Below are 25,100 nucleotides of genomic sequence, written 5' to 3'. Positions count from 1 at the left end.
ACCGTGATGGAAACAGCGTGATGAACTGGACTTGGTTTCACAAACTCGGCTCGCCCAAATGGTTCTATGCCATCAGTGGGCGGCTGTTGCCGTGGTTAAGCATTGCCGCCGTGTTGCTGATCACCTGCGGGGTGGTCTGGGGCCTGGCGTTTGCACCGCCGGACTACCAGCAAGGCAACAGTTTCCGGATCATTTATATCCATGTTCCGGCCGCCATGCTGGCGCAATCCTGCTACGTGATGTTGGCGGTGTGCGGTGTGGTGGGTCTGGTCTGGAAGATGAAAATCGCTGATATCGCGTTGCAGTCCGCCGCGCCCATCGGTGCCTGGATGACCGCCGTGGCACTGATCACCGGTGCCGTCTGGGGCAAACCGACCTGGGGTTCGTGGTGGGTGTGGGATGCGCGCCTGACCTCAATGCTGATCCTGCTGTTTCTGTACTTCGGCCTGATTGCCCTGGGCAATGCCATCACCAATCGCGACAGCGCGGCCAAGGCCTGCGCGGTGCTGGCGATTGTGGGTGTGATCAATATCCCGATCATCAAGTACTCGGTGGAGTGGTGGAACACCCTGCATCAGGGCGCGACTTTCACCCTCACCGAAAAACCGGCCATGCCCATGGAAATGTGGATGCCGCTGCTGCTGACGGTGGTGGGCTTTTATTGCTTCTTTGGTGCGGTGCTGCTGTTGCGCATGCGCCTGGAAGTACTCAAGCGCGAGGCCCGCAGCAGCTGGGTCAAGGCTGAAGTGCTGAAGGCACTGGAGGGGGCGCGATGAGTTTTGCTTCTTTTGGCGACTTTATCGCCATGGGCCATCACGCGGTGTATGTCTGGTCGGCCTATGGCATTTGCCTGGCGGTACTGGCGTTGAACGTGGCACTGCCGATCATGGCGCGCCGACGTTATTTGCAACAAGAGGCGCGTCGTTTGCGTCGGGAGAATTCGAAGTGAATCCGCTGCGTAAAAAACGTTTGATCATCATCCTGGCGATTCTGGTGGGGGTGGGCGCTGCCGTGGCCCTTGCCCTGAGCGCCTTGCAGCAGAACATCAATCTGTTCTACACCCCGACCCAGATCGCCAATGGCGAAGCGCCACTGGATACCCGCATCCGTGCCGGCGGCATGGTTGAAGACGGATCGCTCAAGCGCACGGGTGACTCGCTGGACGTGCAGTTTGTGGTCACCGATTTCAACAAGTCCGTGACCATTACGTATCGCGGCATCCTGCCGGACCTGTTCCGTGAAGGGCAGGGCATCGTCGCGCTGGGCAAGCTCAATGCCCAGGGCGTGGTGGTAGCCGATGAAGTGCTCGCCAAGCACGATGAAAAATACATGCCGCCTGAAGTGACCAAGGCGCTGAATGAAAGTGGCCAATCCGCGCCTGTACCGGGCAACGCTGCACCGGCGAAAGAGGTTAAGTGATGATGTCTGGACTGTTTATTCCTGAATTGGGCCACCTGGCCATGATTCTGGCGCTGTGCTTTGCCATTGTGCAGGCCATCGTGCCGCTGCTGGGGGCCTGGCGCGGCGACAAATTGTGGATGAGCCTGGCGCAACCCGCCGCGTGGGGGCAGTTTGCCTTCTTGTTGTTCTCGTTCGCCTGCCTGACCTATGCCTTTATGGCCGATGATTTTTCGGTGGCGTACGTAGCGAGCAACTCCAACAGTGCGCTGCCGTGGTACTACAAGTTCAGTGCAGTGTGGGGCGCCCACGAAGGCTCGCTGCTGTTGTGGGCCATGATTCTGGGAGGCTGGACCTTTGCCGTATCGATCTTCTCCCGGCAATTGCCGCAGGTGATGCTGGCGCGGGTGCTGGCGATCATGGGCATGATCAGCGTGGGCTTCCTGCTGTTTTTGATCCTGACCTCTGACCCTTTCGTACGTTTGCTGCCTCAGATTCCTTCAGACGGTAATGACCTTAACCCGTTGTTGCAGGATATCGGCCTGATCGTTCACCCGCCGATGCTGTACATGGGTTATGTCGGTTTCTCCGTGGCGTTTGCCTTCGCCATTGCCGCCTTGCTCGGCGGTCGACTGGACGCCGCATGGGCACGCTGGTCTCGCCCGTGGACCATCGTGGCGTGGGCCTTTCTGGGTATCGGCATCACCCTGGGTTCGTGGTGGGCTTACTACGAACTTGGCTGGGGCGGCTGGTGGTTCTGGGACCCGGTGGAGAACGCCTCGTTCATGCCGTGGCTGGTAGGTACCGCGCTGATTCACTCGCTGGCTGTGACCGAAAAACGTGGCGTGTTCAAAAGCTGGACCGTGTTGCTGGCCATTGCCGCGTTTTCGCTGAGCCTGCTGGGCACCTTCCTGGTACGTTCCGGCGTGCTGACCTCGGTGCATGCGTTCGCCTCCGACCCTGAGCGCGGCGTGTTTATCCTGATCTTCCTGCTGTTTGTGGTGGGCGGTTCGCTGACCCTGTTTGCGTTGCGGGCGCCGGTGGTCAAAAGCCACGTCAGCTTCAAGCTGTGGTCACGGGAAACCTTGCTGCTGGGCAACAACCTGGTGCTGGTGGTGGCCGCGTCGATGATTCTGCTCGGCACCTTGTACCCGCTGATTCTGGATGCCATCAGTGGCGCCAAGATGTCGGTGGGCCCACCGTACTTCAACGCATTGTTCATTCCGCTGATGGGCCTGCTGATGGTCGTGATGGCGGTGGGCATGCTGGTGCGCTGGAAAGACACGCCGGTCAAATGGTTGTTGGGCATGCTGACCCCGGTATTGCTGGGCAGCGCAGCGCTGGCGGCGATTGCCGGTGTTGCCTATGGCGACTTCAACTGGGCCGTGATTACCACCTTTATGCTGGCGGCCTGGGTGCTGCTGGCCGGGGTGCGCGACATCGGTGACAAAACCCGGCACAAAGGCCTGGTCAAAGGCGTTCGAAGCCTGACCCGCAGTTACTGGGGCATGCAGATCGCCCACCTGGGGATCGCGGTGTGTGCGCTGGGTGTGGTGTTGTCGAGCCAGAACAGTGCTGAGCGCGACCTGCGCCTGGCGCCAGGCCAGTCGATGGAACTGGGTGGTTATCACTTCATCTTTGAAGGTGCCAAGCACTACCAGGGCCCGAACTTCACGTCAGACAAAGGCACCGTGCGTGTCATCCGTAACGGCAAGGAAGTCAGCGTGCTGCACCCGGAAAAACGTCTGTACACGGTGCAGAACTCGATGATGACCGAAGCCGGGATCGACGCCGGTTTCACTCGCGACCTGTACGTCGCGCTGGGCGAGCCTTTGGGCGATGGCGCCTGGGCGGTGCGGGTGCATGTGAAGCCGTTTGTACGCTGGATCTGGTTCGGCGGCCTGCTCACAGGTTTTGGTGGATTGTTGGCAGCGATGGACCGTCGCTACCGGGTCAAGGTTAAAAGCCGCGTGCGTGAAGCATTGGGCATGACAGGAGCCACGGCATGAGACGTTGGTTGATGCTGGTCCCGCTGGCCGCTTTTTTGGGCATGGCGTGGTTTCTCTACAAAGGCTTGTACCTGGACCCGACGGAGTTGCCGTCGGCGATGATCGACAAGCCGTTCCCGGCATTCAGCCTGCCTGCGGTCGAGGGCGACAAGGTCCTGACCGAGGCTGACCTCAAGGGCAAGCCGGCGCTGGTTAACGTGTGGGCCACCTGGTGCATTTCGTGCCGGGTCGAACACCCGATGCTGACCAAACTGGCCGGGCAGGGTGTGGTGATCTACGGCGTGAATTACAAGGACGTCAACGCAGACGCGAAAAAGTGGCTCAAGGAGTTCCACAACCCGTACCTGCTGGACATCAACGATGCTGACGGCTCTCTGGGCCTGAACCTCGGTGTGTACGGTGCTCCCGAGACATTCCTGATCGACAGCCAGGGCATCATTCGCCACAAGTTTGTCGGTGTGATCGACGAAACCGTGTGGCGCGAGCAACTGGCCGGCAAGTACCAGGCACTGGTTGACGAGGCCAAGCCATGAAGCGCTGGCTAGCCGCTGTGGTGTTCGGGTTGACGTTGACGGGCATTGCCCATGCGGCCATCGACACCTACGAGTTTGCCAACGACGCCGAGCGCGAACGTTTTCGCGAGCTGACCAAGGAACTGCGTTGCCCCAAGTGCCAGAATCAGGACATTGCCGATTCCAACGCACCGATTGCCACCGACCTGCGCCGCGAGATCTTCCGCATGCTGGGCGAGGGCAAGGACAACCAGCAAATCCTCGATTTCATGGTCGCCCGCTACGGCGATTTCGTGCTCTATAAACCGGCCCTGACCAGCAAGACTGCAGTGCTCTGGTTTGGCCCGCTGGCGTTGCTGATGGGCGGGCTGGTGGTGATTGGCGTCATCGTCGGGCGCCGCCGCCGTACCGGGCCGGCCGAAGGTCCGGACACACTTTCTGCCGAGGAGCGTCAGCGCCTCGACACTTTGCTGGATAAAACCAAAGATGATTGATTTCTGGCTTGCAGCAGGCTTGCTGCTACTGATCGCCCTCAGCTTTTTATTGATCCCTGTATTGCGCGGGCGTCGTGCCCAGCGTGAAGAAGACCGCACCGCATTGAACGTCGCGCTGTACCAGGAGCGTGTCGCCGAATTGCAGGTCCAGCGTGAAGAGGGCGCCTTGACCGCCGAACAACTGGAAACCGGTCGTGCCGAAGCCGCCCGGGAGCTGCTGGCAGACACCGAAGGCGTAGCCCCGGCGCGGGTTTCCAGCCTTGGCAAAGCCATCCCGTTGCTGGCGGCGATCATGGTGCCGGTGCTGGGCCTGGGCCTGTACCTGCACTTTGGCTCCAGCGACAAAGTCGAGCTGACCCGCGAATTCTCCCAGCCGCCGCAATCCCTTGAAGAAATGGTTGCGCGTCTTGAGCGTGCCGCCGCGGCGCAACCGGACTCGGCCGAAGGCCTGTACTTCCTGGGTCGCGCCTACATGGCGCAAAACCGTCCGGGCGATGCGGCCAAAGTGTTTGAGCGCGCTGCCAACCTGGCCGGGCGTCAGCCTGAATTGCTGGGCCAATGGGCCCAGGCGCAGTACTTTGCCGATGATAAAAAGTGGAGCGACAAGGTTCAGGCGCTGACCGACGAAGCCTTGAAGGCCGACCCGAAAGAAGTCACCAGCCTTGGTCTGTTGGGCATTGCCGCCTTTGAAGGCCAGCGCTATCAGGAGGCTATCGGTTACTGGCAGCGCCTGATGAATGAATTGCCCGTCGGCGATCAGTCCCGCACGGCACTGGAAGGCGGTATCGAGAAAGCCCGTGAGCAACTGTTGGCCAGTGGTGGCAAGGTTGAAGCGGCGCCTGCAGCCAAGGCCCAGGCTTCGATCAGGGTCAGCGTTGATTTGGCCGATGCGGTCAAGGCCAGCGCTTTGCCGGGTGACAGCGTCTTTATCTTCGCCCGTGCGGTGTCCGGTCCTCCGGCGCCCCTGGCAGTTAAACGTGTGACCGTGGCGGATTTGCCCATCACCGTTGAGCTGGGTGATGTCGACGCAATGATGCCGCAATTGAAACTGTCCAACTTTCCTGAAGTCCAACTGATGGCACGCATCTCCCGCGCCGGTCAGCCGACGGCTGGCGAGTGGGTAGGGCGCAGCCAGCCGCTGTCCAGCAGCACTAAAGAGCTGCAACAGCTGACCATCGACAGCCCGGATAAATAGAAATGCATCCACTTGCACGCATCACCTTGCTCACACTGGCTTTAGGCCTGAGCGCCTGTGCGGTTAATCAGCCTTACGAACCGACAGCGCCTTCAACACCGATGCCGATGCCGCAACCGTCGCCCCAGCCTTCCGGCAAACCCCTCCCGGACATGCCAATCCCCAAGCCGCCAAAACCGTTGCCGCGTACTTCGGCCACCTTTGCGCCGCCGCCGGGTGGCCCGAGCCATTGGGATGCGCGCATGGGCGTGTACGTGCTGGATGACCAGACCAACGTCTTCTACCGCCAGCGGGCCTACTACCGCTGGAACAACGGCTGGAGTCGTGCGGTCAGCCCTAACGGGCCGTGGGAAGAGACCGACATCAGCGGTGTACCACCGGGTTTGAGTCGGCAGTTCAAGTAACGCAAAACGGCGACCTCTGTGGGAGCGAGCCAGCTCGCGAAAGGCGTTAACAAAAGCCAGTGCTTACTGCCTTCGCGAGCAGGCTCGCTCCCACGGTTTAGTTTGAACGGACAGTTTCACGCCCAAATACGTCTTCTACCGCCAGCGGGCCGTGGGAAGAGACCGACATCAGCGGTGTACCGCCGGGTTTGAGCTGGCAGTTCAAGTAACGCAAAACGGCGACCTCTGTGGGAGCGAGCCAGCTCGCGAAAGGTGTTAACAAAAGCCAGTGCTTACTGCCTTCGCGAGCAGGCTCGCTCCCACGGTTTAGTTTGAACGGACAGTTTCACGCCCAAATAGGTCTTCTACCGCCAGCGGGCCGTGGGAAGAGACCGACATCAGCGGTGTACCGCCGGGTTTGAGCCGGCAGTTCAAGTAACGCAAAACGGCGATCTCTGTGGGAGCGAGCCAGCTCGCGAAAGGTGTTAACAAAAGCCAGTGCTTACTGCCTTCGCGAGCAGGCTCGCTCCCACGGTTTAGTTGGACGAACAGTTTCACGCCCAAATAGGTCTTCTACCGCCAGCGGGCCGTGGGAAGAGACCGACATCAGCGGTGTACCGCCGGGTTTGAGTCGGCAGTTCAAGTAACGCAAAACGGCGACCTCTGTGGGAGCGAGCCAGCTCGCGAAAGGTGTTAACAAAAGCCAGTGCTTACTGCCTTCGCGAGCAGGCTCGCTCCCACGGTTTAGTTTGAACGGACAGTTTCACGCCCAAATACGTCTTCTACCGCCAGCGGGCCGTGGGAAGAGACCGACATCAGCGGTGTACCGCCGGGTTTGAGCCGGCAGTTCAAGTAACGCAAAACGGCGACCTCTGTGGGAGCGAGCCAGCTCGCGAAAGGTGTTAACAAAAGCCAGTGCTTACTGCCTTCGCGAGCAGGCTCGCTCCCACGGTTTAGTTTGAACGAACAGTTTCACGCCCAAATCTGTATACTTCATATCCGTTCGCGTCAGGGCTTTACGCCTCTGATGTAGGACTTATCTTCCGGCACACGCCGGCCATTGCTGCAAGCACCGGGTTCAACGTGCTAGCGCACGCTTTACCTTTTGACGTGGGACGCCTCTTGCGTTCCGTCACTTGCCAGCCATCACTCTGACAACCCACGGACTGCTGTCCGCTATCGCCTGCCTGTCAGGAACTCCGGGTTGTTGCGCTTGCCGATTTTTGGCCTTTCGTTGCGTCTGTGACGATTGCGCGCACATAAAAAGGAGAAAGGAATGTTTCAACTTTCCACCCTCACTGTGTTGCTGCTTCTGTTCTGTTTCTATGGCCTGACTTTTCTGGTGTCTTTGCGCGTGGGTCGCAAGGAAGAAAATGTCGACGGTTATATGGTTTCCAATAACTCCATCGGTTTTGGCATGTCAGCCGCCAGCATGACGGCGACCTGGATCTGGGCCGCCTCGTTTTATGCCGCCGCCAGTGCGGGTTATAAATTCGGTCTCTCGGGGGCGCTGCATTACGGCTTCTGGGGCGCGCTGATGATTCTGTTCATCTACCCCTTTGGCCGGCGGTTCCGGCAACTGGCCCCCAAGGCCCACACGCTTGCCGAAATCATGCACGCCCGGCACGGGCGCTCCAGCCAGATGATTCTGGCGGGCTCCAACATTGTCGGCAGCCTGATCAGCCTGATGGTCAACTTCACTGCCGCCGGGGCGCTGGTGGCGGTGCTCTCGCCGCTGAGCTTTACCCATGGGGTGCTGATTGCAGGTGTCGGGATTCTTACCTACACCATCTGGTCGGGGTTTCGCTCGTCGGTACTTACGGACTTCGGTCAATTGTTCGCCATGATCTTCGCCGCCGTGGTGATTATTCCCATTATTTTCTTCCAGCTGGGCGGTCCGGAAGTCTTCACCCAGGGCATGCCGAAAATCACGCCCGAGCAAGCCAGCTTCTATTCGAAAACTGCAATTCTCGAGCAGGGCGCGCCTTACTTCGTGGCTGTGCTGGCATACGCCATCGGTAACCAGACCATCGCACAGCGCCTGTTTGCAGTGCGTGAAGACTTGATGAAGTCGACATTCGTCACGGCCACCATCGGTTATGCCTCGATTGTGATCGGGCTCGGCATGCTGGGCTTTCTGGCGCTGCTGGCCGGTATCGAACCGCTGGATGGCGACCTCAATAACCTGATCCCGCAGATGGCTTCGACCTACTTGCCGCCTTTTGCAGTGGGGCTGTTTTTCATCATGGTGATCGGATCGCTGTCCTCCACTGCCGACTCGGATCTGTCCGCCCTGTCTGCACTGGTCATGACGGACGTCTATGGCAAAAACATTGCCAAGGGCAAGCCCAATCCGAAAACCATGTTGTTTGTCGGGCGCCTGACCATGGTGCTGGCAACGATGCTGGCGATGATTTTTGCCAGTATGAAACTCGACATTCTGACCATGCTGATCTTTGTCGGCGCACTGTGGGGCGCCATCGTGTTCCCGGTGATCGCGAGCCTGTATTGGGAACGGATTACCAATGCGGCGTTTACCAGTGCGGCGATCGCAGGCTTTGTGATGTTTTTGGTCGCGCGGTTCGAGCTGCTGGAGATGCAGGGGCTGGTGGCGCTGTTTTTCGAGCTCTGCGCCTCGATTGGCGGTGGGGTGGTGATCGGCCTGATGGCATTCGGCTTTTTGGGTAAACGCGCCGGCTTTGTGCTGGGTGCGTTGGCCTTTATGGCGTTTGCGCCCTTTGCGTTTGGTTTTTTGCGTGATTACCCGGTACTGCTCAGCTCACTGACGGCCTATGGCGTCAGTACGGTGGTGTGTGTGCTGGTGAGTTTACGTTCCAACCAGACATTTGATTTTGACTGCATCAACGAGCGTGTCGTGGCCTTCCACCACAACGCGGAACCTGTCACTGAAAAAGGAGCCATCCCATGTCCAGCTTCGCTTTGACTGTTTATGTATTGATCTGGCCGGTCATCGCGGCCGCCGTGATGCTCACACTGTGCGTCAGTCTGTGGCGCGATGTGCGCAAGGCCAAGCGTGACGGCACGGATCTGGTTTAACCCCGTGTAATCGCTGTTGAGGCGAGGACGCCGCGATCTGCTTGTACAGCCGGTCGCGGCTTTTGTGTTTCTGCAGAGGCTACAAAACCGCGCCATCTTTTCCCGGATTGTGTAGGGTGCTTCTGGTCGTTATCAGGAGCTGGCCATGAGCCCATTTGAATTCAAGCAAGTTGATGTCTTCAGTACTGTTGCACTCAAGGGCAACCCGGTAGCGGTGGTTTTGAACGCTGACAGTCTGACCGATGCGCAGATGGCCGACTTTGCACGCTGGACCAATCTCAGTGAAACCACCTTCGTGCTGAAGCCGCAAAACCCTGAAGCGGATTACCGCTTGCGCATCTTTACCACCCTTAAAGAGCTGCCGTTTGCCGGGCACCCGACGCTGGGCAGTTGTCATGCCTGGCTGGAAGCCGGGGGCGAGCCCAAGGGTGAAGAGATCGTTCAGGAGTGCAGCGCGGGCTTGATCAGAATTCGCCGCAATGGCGAGCAGCTGGCCTTTACGGCACCGCCTCTGTTGCGTGCTGGCGCTGTCGAGGATGAGTTGCTGCAACGTATCTGTGGTGGCCTGGGCATCGAGTCTCAGGCTGTGGCGCTCGCGCGCTGGGTAGACAATGGCCCCGGCTGGGTGGCGTTGATGCTAAGCGACCGCGAGCAGGTGTTGGCCTTGAACCCTGATTACGCACAATTGCTGGGCCTGTCCATTGGCGTGGTCGCGCCCTGGAACGCCGAGCGCGATGGTGATGAAGCGCAGTTTGAAGTGCGTGCGTTTTGTGCCGGTGAAGGCATGCCCGAAGACCCGGTTACCGGCAGTCTGAATGCCGGGCTGGCCCAGTGGCTGATCGGCGACGGCCTTGCCCCGTCGCGCTATGTAGCCAGTCAGGGCGCGGCCATGGGGCGAGCAGGGCGGGTATCCATCGAGCAGATTGGCGACGATATCTGGGTGGGCGGTTCGGCCGTGACCTGCATTTCGGGGCAACTCACGCTTTAACATTCATGCCCCTTTGGGTTTCACCGCCCGTTTTGGCTTGGCCTTGCCCGTTGTGGTCTTGCGTTTCTTTTTCCAGGCCGGTGCAGCGCCCGCCGGGCTGGCCGGACCGCTGATGGTCATGGTCATGGCGCTGCACCGCTCGATATGTTTGCTCATCCATGCCGCCTGTTTGGAGACGAACGTGTCGAGGGTCATTTCGCCGCTTTGCACCATGTCCAGCGCCTGCTCCCAGATGGCGGTGGTGCCGGGGTCCGCGATGGCGCGGGGCACGGCGTCGATCAGGCTGAAGGCGGGCGCCGTGGCGGCCAGGGCCTTGCCGTTTTTGATCAGGTAGCCGCGATCCAGCAAGCCCTGGATGATCCCGGCACGGGTGGCTTCGGTGCCAATGCCGGTGGTGTCCTTGAGCTTTTGCTTGAGCAGCGGGTCTTGCACCAGTTTGGCGACGTTTTTCATCGCCTTGATCAGGTCGCCTTCGGTGAAGGGTTTGGGCGGCTGGGTCCACAGGTCTTTGAGATGGATGTTGGCGATCGCGCACTCCAGACCTTCGCGCAATATCGGCAAGGGTTGCGGTGCCGGGGCTTCGCGGCCTTTTGCCGGGGCCAGGGCTTCGGGCAAGGCGCGCTTCCAACCGGGTTCGACAATCTGCTTGCCAACGGCCCTCAGGTTTTGGCCTGCACAATCGAAGTCGGCCTGGGTGCGATCGTATTCGTGATTGGGCAGAAATTGCGCAAGGTAGCGTGCGCGAATCAGCGTATACACGGCTCGGTGTTTGCCGCTCAGACGCTCGATATTTTTGGCGGCAGCCGTGGGAATGATGCCGTGGTGGGCGCTGACTTTGGCATCGTTCCAGGCCCGAGAGCGGCGTTGAGGGTCGAGATACCCGGCCAGGGGTGTCAGTGCCGGATCAGCCTGTTGCAAGGCTGCCAGAATGGCCGGTGCTTCGCTGTGCTGGCTTTGCGGCAGGTAGCCGCAATCGCTGCGCGGGTAAGTCACGACCTTGTAGGTTTCGTACAGCGCCTGGGCGATGTCGAGGGTTTCCTGGGCGCCGAGGCCGAGCTTTTTGGAACACACTTCTTGCAGGGTGCCGAGGTCGAACGGCAACGGGGCCACTTCGCGCATGCGCTCGGTGCGCAGCTTGATCACCCGGGCGCTGCTGGAGTTGTTCATCGCGGCAGCGGCTTGTTGGGCGTGGGCCTGGTTGAGGCAGCGGTCCTGATCGTCGCAGGTGTCGGGGTCGGCACGCCATTGTGCGGTGAACAGTTGCCCGTCGTGTTTGAGCTGTACATCAATGGCCCAGTACGCCACGGGGATAAAGTCGCTGATGCTGCGATCCCGGTCGACCACCAGCCGCAGCGTCGGGGTTTGCACCCGGCCCACCGGCAACACGCCCTGATAGCCGGACTGACGCCCCAGCAGGGTGAACAGACGGCTCATGTTCATCCCGATCAGCCAGTCGGCCCGCGAGCGCCCCAGGGCTGAGTGGTAGAGGTTGAAGGTTTCGGCGCCCGGCTTGAGGGCGGCCAGGGCCTTGCGAATCGAGGCGTCGTCCAGGGCGCTGAGCCACAAGCGCTGGATGGGGCCACGGTAGCGGCAGTGCTCGACCAGCTCTCGGGCGATCATCTCGCCTTCGCGGTCGGCATCGGTGGCAATCACCAGTTCGCTGGCTTCACCGAGCAGGCGCTTGACGGCCTTGAACTGGCTGGCGGTCTTGGGCTTGACGCGCATTTTCCATTTTTCGGGAATGATCGGCAGGTCGGCCAGCACCCAGCGCTTGTAGCGCTCGTCGTAGGCGTCGGGCGGGGCGGTTTCGAGCAGGTGGCCGATGCACCAGGTGACGGTGGCAGCGGGGCCGACCCAGCAGCCATCACCGCGTCGGCTGGCACCGAGCACGGCGGCGATATCTTTGGCCTGGGAAGGTTTTTCACACAAAAACAACCGCATCGGTCAACTCATTCAGGGTGCGCAGAAGACGCACAGCATGGGCAGAGACGGGCGCGAGGGCAAGTGTTTTTACTGGCTTTATATACAGGTGTGCGGCGCGAGGACCTGTAGCCGCTGCCGAAGGCTGCGATAAGGGCCGAAGGCCCTTCAATGCAGGGCTGCTTCGCGCCCCGTCGCAGCCCCGTGCTCGACAGCGGCTGCAAAAGCCGTGTCGAGCTTGTGGAGCAGGCCGTTATTGACCGTTATAGATCTGGTCGAAAACGCCACCGTCGTTGAAGTACTTCTTCTGAACATCGCGCCAGTCGCCGAAGGTTTTTTCAACCGACAGAAAGTCAACTTTCGGGAAACGGTCGTTGTACTTGGCCAATATTGCCTGGTCCCGTGGGCGCAGGTAGTTCTTGGCGGCGATTTCCTGGCCTTCAGGCGACCACAGGTACTTCAGGTATTGCTCGGCAGTTGCGCGGGTGCCTTTTTTGTCGACTACTTTATCGACCACGGTCACTGGCGGCTCGGCTTCAGCAGACACGCTCGGGTAGATCACTTCGAACTGGTCGCGGCCAAATTCGCGGGCGATCATTTCAGCTTCGTTTTCGAAGGTCACCAGCACGTCGCCGATCTGGTTGGTCATAAAGGTGGTGGTGGCTGCACGGCCGCCGGTGTCGAGCACAGGTGCCTGTTTGAACAGCTTGCCGACAAACTCTTTGGCCTTGGTTTCGTCGCCGCCGTTTTTAAGTACGTAGCCCCAGGCCGAGAGGAAGGTGTAGCGGCCGTTACCCGATGTTTTCGGGTTGGGTACGATCACCTGTACGCCGTCCTTGAGCAAATCCGGCCAGTCTTTCAGGGCTTTCGGGTTGCCTTTGCGCACGATAAACACTGTGGCGGAGGTGAACGGTGCGCTGTTGTCCGGCAGGCGGGTCACCCAGTTTTCCGGGACCAGCTTGCCGTTGTCGGCGAGGGCGTTGATGTCGGTGGCCATGTTCATGGTGATGACGTCAGCCGGCAGACCGTCGATAACCGAACGTGCCTGTTTGCTTGAACCGCCAAAGGACATTTGTATGTTGAGCTTTTCGCCGTTGTGCTCTTGTGCCCAGTGCTTCTGGAAGGCAGCGTTGTAGTCTTTGTAGAAGTCACGCATCACGTCATATGACACGTTCAGCAGCGGCGGCGGGGCCGCTGCGTGAGCGATGCTGCTGAGGGCCAGGCCAGCGGCCAGGATCGAGGCGCTAAAAAGTTTGTTCACTGCGCATTCCTTGTTATAGGGGGCATATTGCCAGCAACTATAGCGGCTGGCGGTTAGTCCTTAAAAGATTAAAAAGTACGGTGGTTATACGTTTTTGGTAAATAGCGCATTACCGCATCTTGAGCAAAAAGACGCCGACTGTTCATGGGTGTTCTTCTTGCACGTGGGGCAGTCGTGCTTGAGTTGTTCGCCGCGCATGGCGTTGGCCAGTTCAGCGGTGAAGATGCCGGTGGGCACGGCAATGATCGAGTAGCCGGTGATCATCACCATGGCCGAGATGACTTGCCCCAGTACGGTTTTGGGCACGATGTCACCAAAGCCGACGGTCGTCAGGGTGACGATGGCCCAGTAAATGCTCACGGGGATGCTGGTGAAGCCGTTTTCCGGGCCTTCGACCACGTACATCAGGCTGCCAAACACCGTGACCAGCGTCGAGACACTGACCAGAAACACGATGATTTTTTGCTTGCTGCCGCGCAGGGCCGAGAGCAGGTAGTTGGCCTGGCTCAGGTAGGGCCGCAGCTTGAGGATGCGGAAAATGCGCAGCATGCGGATGATGCGAATGATCAGCAGGTACTGCGCGTCGCTGTAATAGATCGCCAGAATGCCCGGCACGATGGCCAGCAAATCCACCAGGCCGTAAAAGCTGAAGGCGTAACGCAGCGGTTTGGGCGAGCAATACAGGCGCAGGCCGTACTCGATGGCAAAGACTAAGGTAAAGCCCCACTCGATATAGGCCAGCAGGTCGGCGTAATCGCGGTGAATGCTGTTGATGCTGTCGAGCACCACGACCACCAGGCTGCACATGATGATCAGTAGCAGTGCGGTGTCAAAACGGCGCCCGGCGAGGGTGTCGGCCTGAAAGACCATGACATACAGACGTTGGCGCCAATCCTTGTTTTCCATGCAGGTTGCTCGATGCCCAAATGTCAGAAGGTTCGAGTATTAGCGCTCAATGCGCAACCTGCATTGTTCTTGTGCGGGGCTGAGTATCCGCACGCTGGCGTGTACCAGCCAGCAACTGAGAATAAACGGCGCGGTCAGGGGGGGTAGCCCCAGGGCGCTAAAACCGGGTGCGAGCAGCAGGGTGACGATGATGCCGACCAGAGGCAGCCAGGGGTGGCGGCGTTGCTGGCACAGGGCAAGGGCGGCCAGGGCCGGGTTGTAGCCTGTGAGCCCGTTCAAGGCGGCGGCCGTATCCTGTTGGTACAGGCCAAACACCAGACCGGCCAATGAGCCCGTGAGCGCCCACAGTGCAGCCCGCCGACTGCCAAGCCATAGCCCGAGCACAATCAGCAGCCCGGCAATCGGGTGTTGCAGCAGCATGACCTGGCCAATGCCTTTGAACAGCGCGTGCAGCAGCGTGAGGCTGTTGAGTGCCGGAAGCTGGCTCAAGGCCTGGGCAGGTGGGGAGTTGAGGTACAGCAAGATCCAGCCCAGCCCCACAAAAGGCGCGGTATAGGCCAGCAGGCTTTGCCCGTGGGCAGCCCGTTTTAACCACTGATGGACGAGCATGGTGCTCAGCCCGGCGCTCGCGATAATCAGCAAAGGCAGCAGGGCCGACCACTCCAGTTGGTGGCTCAACAGCAACCCCAGCAAAATGCCGTTGTAACTGTAGAGACCCGCCTGGCGCTCGGCTTTGGGATAGTCGCGCCGTTGCGCGGTCAGGAGCCCCGCAACACCGCCCAGCAAGGCGCCACCGAGCAGGGTGGGCGCACTGAGCAAAATCGCCAGCAGGCACATCACCCCGCACAGCGGATGGCGTTGCAGGAAAATCTGGCTGAAACCGGCGCACAGGGCAGTCGCCCAGTCGGGACAGGGATGAGAGCTCATGGTGATGGCTACGCAGTGTGGCGGTTGGAACCCGTAAACCCTGTAGAAACTATGGGTGGGAGCGAGCCTGCTCGCGAACGTCCTTCGCGAGCAGGCTCGCTTCCACGATTGAAGTTTCTCTGCAGAAGTCGCGCAGATTATTTGTCGCGAATCGAGAAGTTGGCCATATGTTCCAGGCCTTTGATCAGCGCCGAGTGGTCCCAATTGCTGCCACCGATAGCCGCGCAGGTGCTGAACACTTGCTGGGCGTTGGCGGTGTTGGGCAGGTTGATTCCCAGCTCGCGGGCACCGGCCAGGGCGAGGTTGAGGTCCTTCTGATGCAGGCTGATGCGAAAGCCCGGCTCGAAGGTGCCCTTGATCATGCGCTCGCCATGCACTTCAAGGATTTTTGACGAGGCAAAGCCGCCCATCAGGGCTTCGCGAACCTTGGCCGGGTCAGCGCCGTTTTTCGCGGCAAACACCAGGGCTTCGGCCACTGCCTGAATGTTCAGGGCAACGATGATCTGGTTCGCCACTTTGGCGGTTTGACCGTCGCCGTTACCGCCCACCAGGGTGATGTTCTTGCCCATGCTCTGGAGCAGGGGCAGGGCGCGGGCGAAGGTTTTTTCGTCGCCGCCGACCATGATGCTCAGGCTGCCGGCCTTGGCGCCGACTTCGCCGCCGGACACCGGAGCGTCCAGGTACTGCGCGCCCTTGGCGTTGATCTTAGCGGCGAAGGCTTTGGTCGCGGTGGGCGAGATCGAACTCATGTCGATCACCACCTTGTTCGGGCTCAGGCCTGCGGCGATACCGTCTTCACGGAACAGCACGTCTTCGACCTGAGGGGTGTCCGGCACCATCACGATGATGAACTCGGCTTCCTGGGCCACTTCTCGCGGGCTGGCCAGGGCGATCGCGCCGGCTGCTACCAGATCGGCCGGAGCGGCACCGTGATGGGTGGACAGAAACAGGCTGTGCCCGGCCTTTTGCAGGTTGCTGGCCATAGGCGAACCCATGATGCCTGTGCCGATAAATCCGATTTTAGCCATGACAAATCCTCTTGTTTTTATTGGGTATTTGTAGCCACTGCCGCAGGGCCTTCAAGGGGGACTGCTGCGCAGCCCATCGCAGCCTTCGGCAGCGGCTACAGAGTGTGTTGTGGTTACACCGCGTTATGGGTTTTTAGCCAGCCAAGACCTGCTTCGGTGCTGGTCAGCGGCTTGTATTCACAGCCGACCCAACCCTGATAGCCGATGCGGTCCAGGTGCTCGAACAGGAAGCGGTAGTTGATTTCGCCGGTACCCGGCTCGTGGCGGCCGGGGTTGTCGGCCAGCTGGATATGGTTGATCTGCGCCAGGTGCGTTTGCATGGTGCGGGCGAGGTCACCTTCCATGATTTGCATGTGGTAGATGTCGTATTGCAGGAACAGGTTGGCGCTACCGACCTTGTCCTGAATGGCCAAGGCCTGCTTCGTGTTGTTCAGGTAAAAACCCGGGATGTCGAGGGTATTGATCGACTCCATCACCAGCTTGATGCCCACCGCTTGCAGCTTGTCGGCGGCGTATTTGAGGTTGCTGACGAAGGTTTTTTCGATCAGGGCCTCGTCTGTGCCTTGTGGGCGAATCCCCGCCAGACAGTTGATCTGGTCGTTGCCCAGTACTTGGGCATAGGCGATGGCCAGGTCGACCCCGGCACGGAACTCTTCAACCCGGTCCGGGTGGCAGGCAATGCCGCGCTCGCCCTTGGCCCAGTCACCGGCCGGCAGGTTGAACAGTACTTGGGTCAGTTGGTTGGCATCGAGCTGGGCCTTGATTTCGGCCGAGCTGTAGTCGTAAGGAAACAGGTACTCAACACCGTGGAAACCAGCGTTGGCAGCCGCTTGAAAACGGACAAGGAAATCCTGTTCGGTGAACAGCATGGACAGGTTGGCGGCAAAACGCGGCATGGTGAACTCCTGCAAATAGGTGGCCCCTCTCACTGCAAGAGAGGGGCGGTCAATTAATCCAGCATCGAGATAGCAGTCGGGGCATCGTTACCCACCAGCGCCAGATCTTCAAACTCATTGACGGCGTTGATTTCGGTGCCCATCGAAATGTTGGTCACGCGCTCCAGGATGATTTCCACCATCACGGGCACGCGGAACTCCTTCATCAGCTCCTGGGCCTTGCGCAGGGCGGGCTGGATTTCACTCGGTTCGAACACGCGCAGGGCCTTGCAACCCAGGCCTTGAACGACGGCGACGTGGTCGACGCCATAGCCGTTGAGCTCCGGTGCGTTGAGGTTGTCGAAAGCCAACTGCACGCAGTAGTCCATTTCGAAACCGCGTTGTGCCTGACGGATAAGCCCCAGGTAGGAGTTGTTCACCACCACGTGGATATATGGCAGGTTGAACTGTGCGCCCACCGCGAGCTCTTCGATCATGAACTGGAAGTCATAGTCACCGGACAGCGCCACGACGTTGCGGGTCGGGTCGGCCTTGACCACGCCCAGCGCCGCAGGAATGGTCCAGCCCAGCGGGCCGGCCTGACCGCAGTTGATCCAGTGGCGCGGTTTGTAGACGTGCAGGAATTGTGCGCCGGCGATCTGCGATAAACCGATGGTGCTGACGTAGCAGGTGTCTTTGCCGAAGACCTGGTTCATCTCTTCGTACACGCGCTGTGGTTTGACCGGTACGTTGTCGAAGTGCGTCTTGCGCTGCATCGTGGCCTTGCGCTGCTGGCAGTCTTGTAGCCAGGCGCTGCGGTTTTTCAGCTTGCCGGCGGCTTTCCATTCCCGTGCCACTTCGAGGAACACCTTGAGCGCGGCGCCGGCGTCGGAAACGATGCCCAGGTCCGGGTTGAAGACGCGGCCGATCTGGGTCGGTTCGATATCAACGTGAATGAATTTGCGGCCTTCAGTGTAGACGTCTACCGAGCCGGTATGGCGGTTAGCCCAGCGGTTGCCGATACCCAGTACCACGTCGGACTTGAGCAGGGTGGCGTTGCCGTAGCGGTGGGACGTCTGCAGGCCGACCATGCCCACCATCAGCGGGTGATCGTCGGCAATCGTGCCCCAGCCCATCAGGGTCGGGATCACGGGGATGCCGGTCAACTCGGCGAACTCCACCAACAGGTCGCTGGCGTTGGCGTTGATCACGCCACCGCCGCTGACCAGCAGCGGGCGCTCGGCCTGGTCGAGCAGGGCCAGGGCTTTTTCTGCCTGGAGCCGGGTTGCCGATGGCTTGGCCAGAGGCAGCGGTTCGTAGGCCTCGATGTCGAATTCGATTTCAGCCATTTGCACATCGAACGGCAGGTCGATCAGCACTGGGCCGGGGCGCCCGGAGCGCATTTCGTAAAAGGCTTTCTGGAAGGCGTAAGGCACCTGGCCCGGCTCCATCACGGTGGTGGACCACTTGGTGACGGGTTTGACGATGGCGGTGATGTCGACTGCCTGGAAGTCTTCTTTATGCATCCGCGCCCGTGGGGCCTGGCCGGTGATGCACAGGATCGGGATTGAGTCGGCAGAGGCGCTGTAGAGGCCGGTGACCATATCAGTGCCCGCAGGCCCCGAGGTGCCGATGCAGACGCCGATATTGCCGGCCTTGGTGCGGGTGTAGCCCTCGGCCATGTGCGAGGCGCCTTCCACGTGGCGAGCAAGGACGTGATCGATGCCGCCGACCTTTTGCAGGGCCGAGTACAGCGGGTTGATGGCGGCGCCCGGGATACCGAATGCGGTATCGACACCTTCGCGACGCATCACCAGAACGGCGGCTTCGATTGCTCTCATTTTGCTCATTGTTTTGTGCCTCTTACGTTTTGTAATTGTATACAAGTGGCTGTTGAGCGAGTGTATTCATGGTCCGGTGTGCAGGTCAATGGCTTTTATCGAATCAATGACTGGCTGGTCTCAAGCCCTGTATTCTGGCTTTTTTGGTGGATTTTTAATTTTAAGCGCTAAAAAATTGTATACAAAGTAGATTATTATTGTGTTCTATTGGTTGCATGCAAAGCGCTTGAAAAGGCGTGCGAAAGGCTTTCCATAACAAGATGAGGACGGCAACCATGAGTGCTTTAACCTTGAAAGTCGCTTTAGACCTTACTGCTCAGGCCTTGAGCACAGGGCGCCAGATCAGCGCGGCACCGTTAACGGTGGCAGTGCTCGACAGTGGCGGGCATCTGTTGGCGCTGCAACGCGAGGACGGCGCAAGCCTGTTGCGCCCCAGCATCGCGATTGGCAAAGCCTGGGGCGCGATTGCGCTGGGCAAGGGCTCGCGTTTGCTGGCGCTGGACGCACAACAGCGCCCGGCGTTTTATGCCGCGCTTAACGGGATGGGGCAGAGCGACGTAGTACCGGCGCCGGGAGGGGTGTTGATTCGTGATCAATCGGGGCAGGTGGTCGGCGCGATCGGCATCAGCGGCGACACGTCGGATATCGACGAGCAGTGCGCGATCAGTGCGGTCGAGGCGCTGGGCTTGAGGGCGGATGCGGGGGTGGTGGTCTAAACACTTTCGCGAGCAGGCTCGCTCCCACAATGGCTGATCAAGGGTGGGAGCGAGCCTGCTCGCGAAGGCATTCCTCTAGACACATCATGCTAAAAAAACTACCCATCTGAGTCGTACTTACATGGCTAGCCTTTTCATGAACTCACTCTGAAAGGGCAAAGGAATGCCATCTCTGGCTGCTTCACACCGTCTGCGCACAGGCCGCTACTCTGAAAAAAATAGAATTTACCTGCTGAGCACCAATACTCTCTGTAGAGAACACATCTTCAATGATTTTGCTTTGGGCCGATTGGTTGTCGCACAATTTCGCGTTGCACAAGACCAGGGTTTTGCTGACTCACTGGCTTGGGTCGTCATGCCCGATCACTTTCATTGGTTGATCGAGTTGCGCCGGGGGACGCTCAGCGGATTGATGCAAAGAACCAAGTCCTTGAGCACCAAAGCGGTGAGCCCGTACATCGATCGCAAAATCAGTCTTTGGCAGAATGGTTTTCATGATCGGGCATTGAGGCAAGAAGAGGATTTGGTAAAAGTGGCTCGTTATGTTGTTGCCAACCCATTGAGGGCGGGCCTGGTTGATAAGCTGGGCGATTATCCGTTGTGGGATGCTATTTGGGTTTGAGCGGTGCCGGGTTGCAGTTTTCGCGAGCAGGCTCGCTCCCACAATGGCTGATCAAGGGTGGGAGCGAGCCTGCTCGCGAAGGCTCTGGCTCGGGCTGCCGATCCGGATTACAGCCCTTGAGCACCTGCCGGATGTTGATCAAGGGTGGGAGCGAGCCTGCTCGCGAAGGCCCTGGCTCGGTCTACCGGTCCGGCGCACAACCCTTGAGCACCAGCCGGATAATGGTCTGTGTCGCGGCTTCGTAGTCGCTGTCTTCCAGTTTGGCCTTGCCGGTGATGGCGGTTATTTGCCAGTCGAAGTCGGCGTAGGTCTGGGTTGCGGCCCAGATGCTGAACATCAGGTGATGCGGGTCGATCGGGGCGATCTGGCCGCGGTCGATCCAGATCTGGATGCACTCGATGTTGTGACGGGCCTGGGCGTTTAGCTGCTCGACCTGTTTTTCACTCAGGTGCGGCGCACCGTGCATGATTTCACTGGCGAAAACCTTGGACGCAAACGGCAGGTCGCGGGAAATCAGGATTTTCGAGCGGATGTAGTTGCTCAGCACTTCGTTCGGTTCGCCGTCGGCATTGAACGGCGTCGAAGCCCGCAGAATCGGGTCGATAATGCTTTCGAGCACCTCGCGATAGAGGTTCTCCTTGGATTTGAAGTAGTAGTAGACGTTGGGCTTGGGCACGCCTGCCTTGGCCGCGATGTCGCTGGTTTTGCTGGCGGCAAATCCCTTGTCAGCAAACTCTTCGCTGGCGGCACGCAAAATCAGTTCTTTATTACGCTCGCGGATACTGCTCATAAACCCGATATGTCCTTGCCTGCATGGGCGGTCGGGCATGGTAGCACCGGGCTTGCAAGCGGCTCAAGATTGCAGCTTTCAGGCTGGCACGCGCTATGCTTGTTGCCATTCAATCTAAAAGGACGTTTTTTCTATGGCTGGCAGTAGTTTGCTGATGTTGCTCGACGATATCGCCGCAGTACTCGATGACGTCGCACTGATGACCAAAGTGGCCGCCAAAAAAACCGCCGGTGTGCTGGGTGATGACCTCGCGCTCAATGCCCAGCAGGTCTCGGGTGTAAGGGCTGACCGGGAGTTGCCCGTGGTATGGGCCGTGGCCAAGGGCTCGTTTCGCAACAAGCTGATCCTGGTGCCCGCAGCACTGGCCATCAGCGCATTTGTGCCGTGGGCCGTGACGCCGCTGTTGATGGTGGGCGGTGCTTATTTATGTTTTGAAGGCTTCGAGAAGCTGGCCCACACCTTTATGCACCGTAAGGCCGACACCCATGGCGAGCGCCAGGCGTTGCAAGAGTCGCTGGCCGGTGCGGACGTCGATCTGGCAGCGTTCGAAAAGGACAAGGTCAAAGGCGCGGTGCGTACGGACTTCATTCTTTCGGCCGAAATTATTGCCATCACCCTGGGGATCGTGTCCGAGTCACCGCTGATGCAGCAAGTGGTCGTGCTCTCGGGCATCGCCATTGTGATGACCATCGGGGTGTATGGCCTGGTAGGGGGCATCGTCAAACTCGACGACGCTGGCCTGTACCTGAGCAAGAAGACCGGCGATGGTGTGTGGCCACGTTTTCAACGCAGTTTTGGTCACGGTGTGCTGAACACAGCCCCTTACATGATGAAAAGCCTGTCGGTGATTGGCACGGCGGCGATGTTTATGGTCGGCGGCGGCATCCTGACCCACGGCGTGCCGGCGCTGCATCATTGGGTCGAAGGCGTGGCACAAAGCAGCGCGCAATGGCTGGGTGTGGTCTCGGCAATCGTGCCGACCTTGCTCAACGCCGTGGCCGGCATTATTGCCGGCGCAGTGGTGCTGGCCGTGGTGGCGGGTGCGAGCAAGGTCTGGCGCGCGGTCAAAGGCTAGGCCGCTATGGCGCGGGGTACGGTGCTGTCCTGCAGCAGGCGGTAACCGAGCACGGCGAACAGCACCATCACGCCACCGGCAGCCAGTGAAACGGTAAATCCGGCCTGGGCGCCGTAAGCGTCCACCACCCAGCCACCCAGGACGGCGCCAAGCGCAACCCCCATGCCCAGGCCGGTAATCATCCAGGTCAGGCCCTCGGTCAGTTTGGCGGGCGGTACGATGTTTTCCACCAGGCCCATGGCGGTGATCAGGGTTGGCGCAAAAAACAGCCCGGCGACCAGCATTCCCACGGCCAGCGTGGCGACGCTGTCGACCCACATCAGTGGCACCATCGTGACCGAAGTGGCCAGTGCCCCCAGCACAAACAGTTTGGGCAGCGGCATGTTCAGTTTGAGTGTGCCGAAGATCAGCCCGGCGACACAGGAACCGAAGGCGTACATCGACAGTACGATGCTGGCAGCCGCAGGCTGGCCCTGATGTTGGGCAAAGGCCACGCTGACCACGTCCACTGTGCCCACAATCGTCCCCAGCCCAAGCAGGGCCAGCAGCAGGATCACCACGGCGCCCTGGCGCAATACGCTGCCACCGTGTTCGTTGCTGCGCGGATGTACCGGCGGTTCGGTTTTGCGTTGCAGCACAAACACGCTGACGCCAATGGCTAGCAGGATGGCTGCCGCCAGTGGCCCGGCCTGGGGGAACAGGGCGACGCTCAGGCCCACGGAAATCGGCGGGCCGATAATGAAGCTGACCTCATCGAGTACCGACTCGAATGAAAACGCGGTGTGCAATTTGGGCGAGCCGCGGTACAGCTCGGTCCAGCGTGCCCGCACCATCGCTGACATGCTGGGCATGCAGCCCGACAGTGCGGCGAACACAAACAGCGTCCAGTCCGGCGCGCCAAAATGGCTGCACAGCAGCAAAGCCAGCAGGCCGCTGACGCCAATGGCGGTGACGCCCGGCAGGATGCGGCTCTGGCCGTAGCGGTCGACCCAGCGTGAAATCTGCGGTGCCAGCAGGGCACTGGCCAGGGCAAAGGTGGCAGCCACGCCACCGGCCAGCCAATAGGAACCGTGCAACTGCGCAAGCATGGTGATGATGCCGATGCCGACCATGGATATCGGCATCCGTGCGATCAGGCCCGCGCCGCTGAAAGCCTTGGTGCCGGGGGCGCTGAAAATCTCGCGATAAGGGTTAGCCATACAAGCTCCGGAGCAATGTTGGGGTCGCATGTGTAGCCGCTGCCGAAGGCTGCGATCGGTTGCGACGCAGCCGTAAAATCAGTGAGTGCGATTTTACGACGACTGCGTCGCCGGGCGCAGCCTTCGGCAGCGGCTACAGGGAAATGGGGTGTCTGCCAAAAAATCACATACGCAGCGTATGTAGAAATATACGCATACACGGCGTATGTCAATTAACATACGCCGTGTATCCCAAAAAAAGGTGGCAGACATGGCGCCCAAAGCGCGGTCGCAAATGATCGAAGAAACCCGTGGCAAGCTGCTCGAAGCGGCACGGCTGGCTTTCGGCTCGGTGGGCTATGCCCAGACCTCGATGGATGAGTTGACGGCCTCAGTGGGCCTGACCCGTGGTGCGCTGTATCACCATTTCGGTGACAAGAAGGGCTTGTTCCAGGCCGTGGCCCAGCAAATCGATGCCGAACTGGATGCGCAGCTGGCGCAGGTCCTTGAGCAGGCCGAAAGCCAGTGGCAGGGGTTTCAGGATCAGTGCCGTCTGTATCTGGAGATGGCTCTGCAAGTCGAAGTGCAGCGCATTCTGTTACGGGATGCACCCTCGGTGCTGGGCTCGCAATACGTGCAGAACACGCAGTCGGTGTGCTGCCTTTCGATGGCGGCGATGCTGCTGGGGCTGATGGACACACATGTGATACAACGCACCGATCCCGAGGCGTTGGCGCGCCTGATTCAGGGCGGCTTGATGGATGCGTCGTTCTGGATTGCCGAGGCCGACAACCCGCCGCAGCGTCTGGCGGCTGCGCTGGACAGCCTGGACCTGATGCTGCGCGGTTTGCTGCAGGTGCCTCAGGTGCGATAACGCGCCTGAGGCCCAAGCATCAGAAGTGGTACTTGACCAACAGGCTCGCGGTGTCCTGATTGGTTTTGAACGAGCTGCTGTCTTCGATGCCGTACTTGTTTTTCCAGTAGTCGTATTCAACACCGACGTACAACTGCTTGGCGCCCCAGTTCAAGGCCTTGCCCAGGTCGTATTTGATCTGTGGGTTGAAGTGCAGGTTGGCGTGGTAGGTGCCGCGCGAGTTCTGGTCGTTGTCGACCACCCAGTCAATGTAACCGTCGATCAGCACATCGGAGTTGCCCACGGGCAGGGTGTAGGCCCATACCGGAGTGATCTGCCATACGCCTTTGCCTGCGCGGCTGCCTTCCGGGAAGCGCTGATAGAAGTTCAGCTGGAAGTAGTCAAAGCCCGGCACGTTCAGGTCAAAACCCGGGCCGATCAGGTAAGCGTCGGTGTCGCCTTCGCCAAACTCGTAAGTCATGGCCAGCAGCACGTCTTTGATCGGGCCGAATTCAATCTTCTGGTCAAAGATCTTGCCGAACGACAAGCGCGGGGTGATCTCGCCGTAATAGGTATTCGGGCCGACGTTGCCGTCTTTTTTACCGTTGTAGAAGATGCGGTCGACAAACAGGAAGTTGTCACCGTACTTCCAGCTGTCCGCGTGCTCGAAGGTCAGGGTTTGCTGGATCTTTGGATTGACCTGGAAGTCTTTGCCGTACAAGTAAGTCAGGCTGTTGGTTTGCCACTGCAGCAGGTCGCCGGCGATTGCCGGAGCCCCGCCCAACATGCTCCCCGCAAGCATCAGGCTGGTAAGAGTGCGCTTCATTCGGTTGCTCCAAAAGTTCAAGTGTTCTGCATGAAGGAACTCGACGCTCGGTAATGGCGCCTTGGTTCCTGATTCTAAATACGCGGTTTAAAGTGCGAGCCTTAACGTATTGATTTAAAGCAAAAAGTTGGCTTTAAAGTCAGCTTTAAACAGCGTTCATGTTTAAGAGGGCGCGCAGAGTACTGGCTCTGGCGCCCGGGCTCAAGTGCCCTGTGATTACTCAGGACGAGCCGCCACCTGCTGGCT

At 59.7% G+C, this 25,100-nt stretch carries 25 protein-coding genes; 15 read left to right on the top strand and 10 right to left on the bottom strand.

Features of this window, described 5'->3' with window-relative positions; all coding sequences use genetic code 11:
* The first annotated feature begins 17 nt into the window (after positions 1–17).
* The 11 genes from BLW11_RS19565 to BLW11_RS19520 all read left to right on the top strand — a co-directional run bounded on the left by BLW11_RS19565 (position 18) and on the right by BLW11_RS19520 (position 10,036).
* The gene (locus BLW11_RS19565; RefSeq protein ID WP_193790194.1) at positions 18–776 is read left to right on the top strand and encodes a heme ABC transporter permease; all 759 of its coding nucleotides are present in this window, start codon (positions 18–20) and stop codon (positions 774–776) included.
* The gene (ccmD, locus tag BLW11_RS19560; protein ID WP_048360792.1) at positions 773–949 is read left to right on the top strand and encodes a heme exporter protein CcmD; all 177 of its coding nucleotides are present in this window, start codon (positions 773–775) and stop codon (positions 947–949) included. Before BLW11_RS19565 ends, ccmD begins: the two co-directional genes overlap by 4 nt.
* Positions 946–1,419 (top strand): cytochrome c maturation protein CcmE, encoded by a 474-nt coding sequence (gene ccmE / locus BLW11_RS19555; protein ID WP_048360793.1) that lies wholly within the window; start codon positions 946–948, stop codon positions 1,417–1,419. The genes ccmD and ccmE overlap by 4 nt, the downstream gene beginning before the upstream one ends.
* Positions 1,419–3,407, top strand: a complete 1,989-nt coding sequence (locus BLW11_RS19550) for a heme lyase CcmF/NrfE family subunit (RefSeq protein WP_048360794.1) — start codon at positions 1,419–1,421, stop codon at positions 3,405–3,407. Before ccmE ends, BLW11_RS19550 begins: the two co-directional genes overlap by 1 nt.
* Positions 3,404–3,940, top strand: coding sequence for a DsbE family thiol:disulfide interchange protein (locus BLW11_RS19545; RefSeq protein WP_048360795.1), 537 nt, complete (start codon positions 3,404–3,406; stop codon positions 3,938–3,940). The genes BLW11_RS19550 and BLW11_RS19545 overlap by 4 nt, the downstream gene beginning before the upstream one ends.
* On the top strand, positions 3,937–4,413 hold the full coding sequence (locus BLW11_RS19540; protein ID WP_048360796.1) for a cytochrome c-type biogenesis protein: 477 nt from the start codon (positions 3,937–3,939) through the stop codon (positions 4,411–4,413). Before BLW11_RS19545 ends, BLW11_RS19540 begins: the two co-directional genes overlap by 4 nt.
* Positions 4,406–5,608: a c-type cytochrome biogenesis protein CcmI gene (ccmI, locus tag BLW11_RS19535; RefSeq protein WP_048360797.1), complete on the top strand. Its 1,203-nt coding sequence runs from the start codon at positions 4,406–4,408 to the stop codon at positions 5,606–5,608. Before BLW11_RS19540 ends, ccmI begins: the two co-directional genes overlap by 8 nt.
* 2 nt (positions 5,609–5,610) lie before the next feature.
* A complete protein-coding gene (locus BLW11_RS19530) occupies positions 5,611–6,012 on the top strand; it encodes a hypothetical protein (protein ID WP_048360798.1) in 402 nt (133 codons plus the stop codon).
* 1,255 nt (positions 6,013–7,267) lie between these two features.
* Entirely contained in the window at positions 7,268–8,935 is a 1,668-nt protein-coding gene (locus BLW11_RS19525) for a sodium:solute symporter family protein (RefSeq protein WP_048360799.1), read from the top strand.
* Entirely contained in the window at positions 8,917–9,048 is a 132-nt protein-coding gene (locus tag BLW11_RS24135; RefSeq protein ID WP_241486147.1) for a putative transporter small subunit, read from the top strand. The genes BLW11_RS19525 and BLW11_RS24135 overlap by 19 nt, the downstream gene beginning before the upstream one ends.
* Before the next feature lie 145 nt (positions 9,049–9,193).
* Entirely contained in the window at positions 9,194–10,036 is an 843-nt protein-coding gene (locus BLW11_RS19520) for a PhzF family phenazine biosynthesis protein (protein WP_048360800.1), read from the top strand.
* Positions 10,037–10,039: 3 nt separating this feature from the next.
* On the opposite strand, the gene BLW11_RS19515 is transcribed toward BLW11_RS19520, so the two are convergent.
* From BLW11_RS19515 to gcl, 7 genes are all read right to left on the bottom strand, one after another.
* A complete protein-coding gene (locus BLW11_RS19515; protein ID WP_048360801.1) occupies positions 10,040–11,977 on the bottom strand; it encodes a DNA topoisomerase III in 1,938 nt (645 codons plus the stop codon).
* Between the two features lie 232 nt (positions 11,978–12,209).
* On the bottom strand, positions 12,210–13,217 hold the full coding sequence (locus tag BLW11_RS19510) for a sulfate ABC transporter substrate-binding protein (protein ID WP_048360802.1): 1,008 nt from the start codon (positions 13,215–13,217) through the stop codon (positions 12,210–12,212).
* A gap of 84 nt (positions 13,218–13,301) precedes the next feature.
* Positions 13,302–14,123 carry an ion transporter gene (locus BLW11_RS19505; RefSeq protein ID WP_048360803.1) on the bottom strand — a complete coding sequence of 274 codons (822 nt, stop codon included), beginning with the start codon at positions 14,121–14,123 and terminating at the stop codon, positions 13,302–13,304.
* Between the two features lie 39 nt (positions 14,124–14,162).
* Complete coding sequence (locus BLW11_RS19500; RefSeq protein WP_048360804.1) at positions 14,163–15,050, bottom strand: urea transporter; 888 nt, start codon at positions 15,048–15,050, stop codon at positions 14,163–14,165.
* Between the two features lie 137 nt (positions 15,051–15,187).
* Complete coding sequence (locus BLW11_RS19495) at positions 15,188–16,078, bottom strand: 2-hydroxy-3-oxopropionate reductase (protein ID WP_048360805.1); 891 nt, start codon at positions 16,076–16,078, stop codon at positions 15,188–15,190.
* A gap of 113 nt (positions 16,079–16,191) precedes the next feature.
* Positions 16,192–16,974 (bottom strand): hydroxypyruvate isomerase, encoded by a 783-nt coding sequence (hyi, locus tag BLW11_RS19490; RefSeq protein ID WP_048360806.1) that lies wholly within the window; start codon positions 16,972–16,974, stop codon positions 16,192–16,194.
* 53 nt (positions 16,975–17,027) lie between these two features.
* Positions 17,028–18,803, bottom strand: a complete 1,776-nt coding sequence (gcl, locus tag BLW11_RS19485) for a glyoxylate carboligase (RefSeq protein WP_048360807.1) — start codon at positions 18,801–18,803, stop codon at positions 17,028–17,030.
* Between the two features lie 266 nt (positions 18,804–19,069).
* Between gcl and BLW11_RS19480 the strand changes: the two genes are divergently transcribed.
* On the top strand, positions 19,070–19,510 hold the full coding sequence (locus BLW11_RS19480) for a GlcG/HbpS family heme-binding protein (protein WP_048360808.1): 441 nt from the start codon (positions 19,070–19,072) through the stop codon (positions 19,508–19,510).
* Between the two features lie 163 nt (positions 19,511–19,673).
* Positions 19,674–20,132 (top strand): REP-associated tyrosine transposase, encoded by a 459-nt coding sequence (locus BLW11_RS19475; RefSeq protein ID WP_048360809.1) that lies wholly within the window; start codon positions 19,674–19,676, stop codon positions 20,130–20,132.
* Between the two features lie 181 nt (positions 20,133–20,313).
* Here the strand turns inward: BLW11_RS19475 and BLW11_RS19470 are convergent, their stop codons facing one another.
* Complete coding sequence (locus BLW11_RS19470; RefSeq protein WP_048360810.1) at positions 20,314–20,922, bottom strand: TetR/AcrR family transcriptional regulator; 609 nt, start codon at positions 20,920–20,922, stop codon at positions 20,314–20,316.
* 133 nt (positions 20,923–21,055) lie between these two features.
* On the opposite strand from BLW11_RS19470, the gene BLW11_RS19465 reads away from it, so the two are divergent.
* A complete protein-coding gene (locus BLW11_RS19465; protein WP_048360811.1) occupies positions 21,056–21,997 on the top strand; it encodes a DUF808 domain-containing protein in 942 nt (313 codons plus the stop codon).
* Here the strand turns inward: BLW11_RS19465 and BLW11_RS19460 are convergent.
* Entirely contained in the window at positions 21,994–23,196 is a 1,203-nt protein-coding gene (locus tag BLW11_RS19460) for an MFS transporter (protein WP_048360812.1), read from the bottom strand. The genes BLW11_RS19465 and BLW11_RS19460 overlap by 4 nt on opposite strands.
* Before the next feature lie 250 nt (positions 23,197–23,446).
* Here BLW11_RS19460 and BLW11_RS19455 point away from each other — a divergent pair, with 250 nt between their 5' ends.
* Positions 23,447–24,049, top strand: a complete 603-nt coding sequence (locus BLW11_RS19455) for a TetR/AcrR family transcriptional regulator (RefSeq protein ID WP_048360813.1) — start codon at positions 23,447–23,449, stop codon at positions 24,047–24,049.
* Between the two features lie 19 nt (positions 24,050–24,068).
* On the opposite strand, the gene BLW11_RS19450 is transcribed toward BLW11_RS19455, so the two are convergent.
* The gene (locus BLW11_RS19450) at positions 24,069–24,854 is read right to left on the bottom strand and encodes an outer membrane protein OmpK (RefSeq protein WP_048360814.1); all 786 of its coding nucleotides are present in this window, start codon (positions 24,852–24,854) and stop codon (positions 24,069–24,071) included.
* Positions 24,855–25,100: the final 246 nt, after the last annotated feature.

This window comes from Pseudomonas deceptionensis, from assembly GCF_900106095.1.
GTDB classification, from domain to species: Bacteria; Pseudomonadota; Gammaproteobacteria; order Pseudomonadales; family Pseudomonadaceae; genus Aquipseudomonas; species Aquipseudomonas deceptionensis.
The sequence above is the reverse complement of the archived record's forward strand: the minus strand, read 5'-3'. Positions and strand labels throughout refer to the sequence as shown.